Annotated in this window: 5 protein-coding genes; all 5 read right to left on the bottom strand. The window is 32.9% G+C overall.

From position 1 onward, the window contains the following. Positions 1 to 330: 330 nt before the first annotated feature. A complete protein-coding gene (locus MWU82_RS23805; protein ID WP_247098231.1) occupies positions 331 to 930 on the bottom strand; it encodes a YIP1 family protein in 600 nt (199 codons plus the stop codon). A gap of 147 nt (positions 931 to 1,077) precedes the next feature. Beyond that, complete coding sequence (locus tag MWU82_RS23800; protein WP_247098229.1) at positions 1,078 to 1,542, bottom strand: hypothetical protein; 465 nt, start codon at positions 1,540 to 1,542, stop codon at positions 1,078 to 1,080. A gap of 160 nt (positions 1,543 to 1,702) precedes the next feature. Next, on the bottom strand, positions 1,703 to 2,425 hold the full coding sequence (locus tag MWU82_RS23795) for a hypothetical protein (protein WP_247098227.1): 723 nt from the start codon (positions 2,423 to 2,425) through the stop codon (positions 1,703 to 1,705). A 163-nt stretch (positions 2,426 to 2,588) separates the two neighbouring features. Next, positions 2,589 to 3,038 carry a hypothetical protein gene (locus tag MWU82_RS23790; protein WP_247098225.1) on the bottom strand — a complete coding sequence of 150 codons (450 nt, stop codon included), beginning with the start codon at positions 3,036 to 3,038 and terminating at the stop codon, positions 2,589 to 2,591. Positions 3,039 to 4,079: 1,041 nt separating this feature from the next. Then, positions 4,080 to 4,991, bottom strand: a complete 912-nt coding sequence (locus MWU82_RS23785) for an RES domain-containing protein (RefSeq protein ID WP_247098223.1) — start codon at positions 4,989 to 4,991, stop codon at positions 4,080 to 4,082. Between the last annotated feature and the right edge of the window lie 109 nt (positions 4,992 to 5,100).

Genomic DNA, 5,100 nt, shown 5'->3' with positions numbered 1-5,100 from the left:
TTGGAAATTCCGATGGATCCGTAGAATAGTCTTTTTCTAATTGTTTTATTGACTTTTTATAGAATTTGGGTTCCATTATCAGCTTGTGTACAACGGCTCGGCTATGGCAAGTAGGGCAGGCAAGGAAACTTTTTCGTTTCCGTCTGGTCTGCGAGCCAAAGCTTTTTGTTTTGTTTTTATCTTTTTTATTTTAAAAGCCAAATCCATAAGATTTGGCGGACTTAGTACATAATCCCAAGCCATTAAATTTAACGCTTTATGCCCTATTTGCTATAGGCTTTGTTAGCTTTAGTTTTTTTATTTCCCTTACTTCTGCAAGTCCATTCGTTATCAGAATTCGAAAGCCATTATTAGATAATAAAGAGGGGCGTATATCGCAATTGCTAATAAATAGTTCAAGATTGTTTTTGTCATGTCCAACTTCTGGGCAACTTTCAGTCCTTTATAGAATAGAATGAAAGACCAAATAGCTGGCACTATCATTCCAATATTTAATATGATTGTTAATAATGATAAGATTATGCTTAAGGTGGAGGTTTCTTCTTGAGCGAGTATAACTCTGACAAAAATTAAGCTTGTAATAATTATGATGCAGGCTATTATTAATGGAACTGAAGACCATGCAAATACCGCATATATTTTTTTCAAGTTATTTTCTGCATTGAATATTCGGCCAGTGACTTTGACTAAGTAGCCAACAAACAGATTGGAAATTATTCCCCAAACCGAACCAATTACAAGAATCCCCGCAATAGCACCCCAAAGTTCACCATTACTAGTGAGATTATATCCTCTTTCGGCTTTTATTAAGTAGTAGACAAGATAAATTCCATTTACAGCAAATAGAGGTAAAATTTGAATCCAACTAATATCTTTAGAAAGAATTTCATCAAATGTTTTGTTCGGATTTTTCCAGAGTTTTTGAAGCATTTTCTAAATTAAAGCTAACGGCTCGGCTATGATCTGTTGCGGAAAACGTCCACAGGACTTTTTCGCCCGGTTCCGAGCCATTGTTTAAATTTAGGGATTTCCTTTAGGAAATCCATCGTAAGCAATTGATTATAGGTATTGTTGTGCTTAGTTATTCTCTAACACTTGGTAAAGATTATAAACGGACAATCCTACGGTACCTGCAATTATTAAAATATAAATCGGTAGCATAGATGATTTTCCATACACTTTTTTTCCGTTCAATTCCACAATCATAGGGTTGGTTCGGCTATTATTAGTTTCCAGATAAACTCTTAACTCTTTACCTATTGCATTTTTTGCTAAAAACTTATTCCAATGGGTTCTATAATGGTTAGATAGTTTATAGATCCTGTCGGTCCTGTCAGATGTAACTAAAACAAGTCTTTGGGCTTCCCGGTAGGTGAATGATTTTCTAGGCTTATACTTATAAGTTTCTAAATAAGCTTTTCGCAATGTTCCATATTCCTGAGTAAGTTCTTCCTTTTCCGCAATAATATTGGGAATGGCGTAAACCACAGACATGAATATCAATGCTAGATTGATGAAAAGCCATTTAAATTTATCAAACAATTTTTTTTCTAATTAAGCACAACGGTTAAGCTATGATTAGTTGCGGTGTGAAATCCGACAGGATTTCGGCCCGCAGACTAAACTTACTAAATATGCGTGGATTTTCCGAAGGGAAAATCCGCCCGCAATTAATTATAGGTGTTGTTAGCGTAAGTACTTTTTATTCTCTAGTATCTAAACTGTCAACAACGTAAATGTCTTTCTCAAAATATTTTTTGTTCTCAAAATAATTCAGTCGAATTGAATCTGAATTAATAGAGTCTTGATAAAAGTACTCCACAATTATACCTCTAAATTTTTTATTTCCAATGGAGTTAAAGTATCTCCCGAAAATAGCATGTTTGCCAAAATCCGTAGTAATTCCAATCGCAGCCCTGATTTTTTTCTCAAGGTTCAGATTAAAAGTTGTGTCAAGTTCAACTTCTTTGAGATTAGAAAAATCTTTGTTGAAGTTTATAGAATAGTCTTTCGGAATAACAATGAGTATTTCGGAATTCTTATTCTTAAATAACGGAGCATTTAGATTAATTTTAGCTTTTATAGGCTCATTGAGGAAAATTGTATCCTTTTCATAAACAATATCGAAATGACTGCCCTTACTTCTTAAAGTATCTCCTGCCTTGTTAAAATACCAATCCTGATTAAGATATGCCTTTCCATCTATTTTTAAATACTCTGCTTTTCGTTTAAGAAGCCCAGTTGAATCATAGTAAAACCATTCCCCAATCGGTTGGTTTTCTCCGAAAGTATCACCCCTGGATTTCAACTTACCATTTGGATAATATCTTTCAGTTATAGATTCTGATTTGTTTGAAACTTCTTTAGATTCGATTTTGCACGTTACAAATGATAGAAGGAATAGGAGGGCAAGAAATCTTATCATTAAATTTTATAGTATTTACGCTAACGGTTCGGCTATGATTTCGGTCTGGGAAATCCGTTAGGATTTTTCAAGGTCGGAATCGAGCCAGATTAAAAGTACTAAATTTTCTTTTTAGATAAAGGCAAGACTGAATTATAGGCATTGTTGGCAACAGTATTTTTTATTAATTCGGTTTATTATTAATTCGTCTAATTAAATATGAAATCAAAAGTCCGATTGAAAATGTTGTCAGAACAGTACAAAGTACAAAAGCGAAAATTGGTGGAATCATCATAAGAAATTTTTCTTCTGTAACAGTTAGTCCAACAATCAGACAAAAAGTTGTCCATATAATTAAATTCACAACAGTTGAGTATTTAAAAGAAGTCAGAAGTAATGATTTTCCACTTTTAATATTCTTATAAGCTAATTTTCCACCAAGCCATAGAGAAATTAGAAACGCAATTACAAGTCCGATTGTAGAAATTCCATATGTTCCAATAATAACAATTGTCATAAGTCCTTCTCCGAAAAAGAAACTTGGAACAAAAATCGTAGCGAAAACGACAAAAATCCCAATTGGAGCTCCAATCAGATAAGATGTTAAAATACTTTTCTTAAGTCTTACGTCCATAACGAGATATTACTTCTCAACTAATTTTTTTCCTTTTGTAATCCATAAGATAGGTCCAATAAATCCAATCATAACAATAAGAATCCAACTTGTTTTGTCTCCTTGAAATTCTTTTGTCAGAATTAGATAAATTGCTCTAAAAGTGGTTATAACTGACCAAAAAGCTAAAATAATTATTGATAGTATTATAATCGGATACATTGCCTTTTTTTATATTGTTGCCAACGGTTTGGCTAAGCGTAGTGCGGAGGCAAGGAAACCTTTCGTTTCCGTCTGTACACGAAGCTAAAGCTTATTGTTTAGTTTTATTTTTTTTTGTCCAAAGCTAAATCCATAAGATTTAGCGACTTTATAAATATACATAGACCTTTCGATTTAGCCCAAAATCCCGCATTACGTTTAGGCTTTGTTACCCAACGTTTTTTCCGCCCGAGTTGTCCGCCATTATCATTTGAACTTCATAAGCGCAAACAAGCTAAAAAGTCCATCTGCGGAACAGTTGCGTCTGAGTGAAGTCCGTTTGCGTAAACTTCTTTAGCCCTTTAACCCTTTTCAATTTTGATTGTATATTACTAAGAATTCAAGTCCTTCATTATTAAAACTCTAATACTATTTCATTTATTTAATTGCAATATATACCTTACCATATACCTGTAAATTACAACGGTAATTATTATTGCTAAAAATAATTGTATAACGTTTAAGATAATTTCATTTGGCGTTATTTTGCTCAAAAGAAATGTAATAATCATAGCAGAAAATATTGCGGCGATTATGAAAGCAAGTATACCAAATAAGATTTTGAGTAAGGTTATTTTCATTGGTTCTTTTTTTTGGTCAAAATGTTGGGTAACGTTTCGGCTAAGCGTAGTGCGGGGGCAAGGAAACTTTTCGTTTCCGTCTGCGCACGAAGCTAAAGCTTATTGTTTAGTTTTATTTTTTCTTATCCAAAGCTAAATCCATAAGATTTAGCGACATTATAAATATACACAGACCTTTCGGCTTTGCCCTAAAGTCCGCATTACGTTTAGGCATTGTTACCTACTGGTTTTTCTTGTTTCTGAATAATTTAGTTTCATCTTCTGTTCTTTTTTTCCAAATCATTCTCGTGTTTTCAATAAACCCTACGTTTGTTCCTAATTGAAATAATGGTTCATTTCCCTCAAATCCTACCACTTTGAATTTAATCAGTTTTTCAAACTCAAGATTTTCGTTTACGGAATTTGGATGGAAAGCCATATTACATAATCTAATGTCTGAAGCCACACTTGGGTATATTATCAAGTCTCTCCACATTTGTCCATATAATAATTCCCAGCTCAAAGTAGAAGTTAAAGAATATGGAGGTTTTTCTGTAATAAATTTACTTGCGACAAACCTTTGAAACATTACGAAGTGTTTATCAAGTCCTTTAGCCTTTAAAGACATTTTTTCTTTAAAAACCTCAAAAGATTTAACAGCCATTTCATTCCAGTCATTTTCTATAGGTAAATCTGGAGGTAAAAGGTTACCAATTTTAATTTTTCTTTTTGCGATTCCTTTCCAAACACTTAAAAATCCTTCATCACCTATTTTGGGCCTACATTCTAGTATGGCAGCGTCAGGTCTGTTGGAGCAATAAAACACACTTTTGCCTTTTAAATTTGCACGTCCATTTTCAAAACAAAATTTTGAAGGAGGGTAAGAATATGTTTGTGAAAGAGAAATATCCTCTGTTTTTTTATCAATATTTAGTCTTACTCGATAAAATCTGTGAGAATTAAAGTTTTCTGAATTAAACCAACTAATTCTACTGGGGTTGAGTTTAGCGTAATCATAAAATATATTATAAATCTCAGATTCTGATTTTCCAGTAAAATCAAAATTGTCTAGTATTCCTAGCTCTTTTTTGTATTCATTTAAACTTGGAAATAATTCCAAATCCTCTGGAGTAATCTGAAAATTTATATTCATTTTGAACTTGTAGGTAACGGTTGAGCTATGAACAGTACGGGAGCAAACTAGAATCTGCTTTCCGCCACGCACATAGCGAAATCTTTTTGTTTTGATTTATTTTTTCCTG

The sequence above is a fragment of the Arenibacter sp. S6351L genome, assembly GCF_023016025.1.
GTDB classification, from domain to species: domain Bacteria; phylum Bacteroidota; class Bacteroidia; order Flavobacteriales; family Flavobacteriaceae; genus Arenibacter; species Arenibacter algicola_B.
This window is presented reverse-complemented; position numbering and strand designations above follow the sequence as displayed.